The following is a 1,593-nucleotide window of genomic DNA, read 5'->3' as shown; positions in this document are numbered from 1 at the left end:
AATCTTAATTTTTATTTAAATAATTTTTTTTTAAATAATTTTTTTTAAATAATATTTTTTATTTAAATATTGCTTTTTTCCTATGAATTGATTTGATAATGAAAGAAATGATAAAGGAAATAAAATTGTTTTAATCAAATAAAACAACTTCTACCTCTTCTCCTTCTTCAAGCAATTCGGTTTGTTTTGAAACTTTTGTGTATCCTGCGGCACTTGCCAATGAGAATATTGCTCCAGAGTCCTTGAATATTGGGGAAATCTTGTCTCCATCCACTTTTACCAATTGGTATTGCATTCTTCCAATTGGTGAATGGATTCTTCTGGTCAATTTTCCCTTAATTGTTTTATGGTTTTCTTTTTCATTCAATCCAGCCAATTTTCTGATTGAAGGTGCAACAAATACATTGAATATGACAATTGCAGAAACAGGATTTCCCGGAAGTCCAATGACTATCTTTCCATCAATCACTCCTAGGATGGTTGGTTTTCCAGGTTGTACAGCTATTCCATGGATGTGCACTGTTCCCAATTCATCAAGAATGTGTCTGATATTGTCTCCAACTCCTGCTGAGGTTCCGCCGGAACATAGGAGGATGTCACATTCCTCAAGTGATTCTGTAATCTTGTTTTTCAAGTCGTCATAATTGTCCTTAACAATTCCCAGGCATTTTCCATCTCCGCCACAGGAGTTAACTCCTGCCTTAATCATTTCGCTGTTAACGTCATAGATTTTTCCAGGCTTAAGTTCTTCCTGATTTGTTAGAAGCTCATTTCCTGTAGAGATGATTCCTACCTTTGGCTTTTTATAGACCTCTATCTCATCAATTCCTTGAGCTGCAATAACTCCTATTTTTGGAGGATTTAGTAAAATGTCCTTTTCAAGAATTATCTGTCCTTCTGTAACGTCTGAACCTTTCTTTCCAATGTCCTGTGAAGGGGTTACGCTTGTCAGTATTTCAATTTCATCCTCTTCAAGATCATCGTTATCCTCTTTTCTGTTACAGAATTCCACCATTACAACAGCATCTGCACCATCTGGAATCGGTGCACCGGTACTTATTTCAACAGCAGTTGACAATTCAACTGTTTTTTCTGTAAATGAACCTGCTTCAAGAAAATCAATCACCTTAAGTTTTTTAGGATTTTCCTCATTTGCTCCATAACTGTCTTCAGCCTTTATTGCAAATCCATCCTTTAAGGACCTATCAAATGGGGGAAAATTGATTTTACTTTCAATATCGCTAAATGTGATTCTATTTTGGCTGTCTGCAAGGTTTATTGTTTCTCCTTGTGGAGAGTAATTATCATCAAATGTTTTTTGAATAATTTCTTTTGCTTCATCAGATTCTTTAATTCTTAAAAATTCTACTCCCATAATTTAACCTCTTAGGAATTGAATAAATTATTTGTTAATCTTAATTATTTTAAGCTAATATTATATTTTAACTTATTAGTATAATAATATTGATATTATTTTTTAATTCTTTTTTAACTTGTGATTTTTTTATTTAGAATTTTATTTAAATATTTTTTTTAATTTTTTTTATTTAGAATTTTATTTAAATATTTTTTTTAATTTTTTTTATTTAGAAT

At 31.3% G+C, this 1,593-nt stretch carries 1 protein-coding gene; it reads right to left on the bottom strand.

The features are described 5' to 3' along the window. Nucleotides 1-130: 130 nt before the first annotated feature. A complete protein-coding gene (glp, locus tag Q0138_RS04705) occupies nucleotides 131-1,375 on the bottom strand; it encodes a gephyrin-like molybdotransferase Glp (RefSeq protein WP_297981584.1) in 1,245 nt (414 codons plus the stop codon). Nucleotides 1,376-1,593 lie beyond the last annotated feature (218 nt).

The sequence above is a fragment of the uncultured Methanobrevibacter sp. genome, from assembly GCF_937906425.1.
Taxonomy (GTDB): domain Archaea; phylum Methanobacteriota; class Methanobacteria; order Methanobacteriales; family Methanobacteriaceae; genus Methanobrevibacter.
This window is presented reverse-complemented; position numbering and strand designations above follow the sequence as displayed.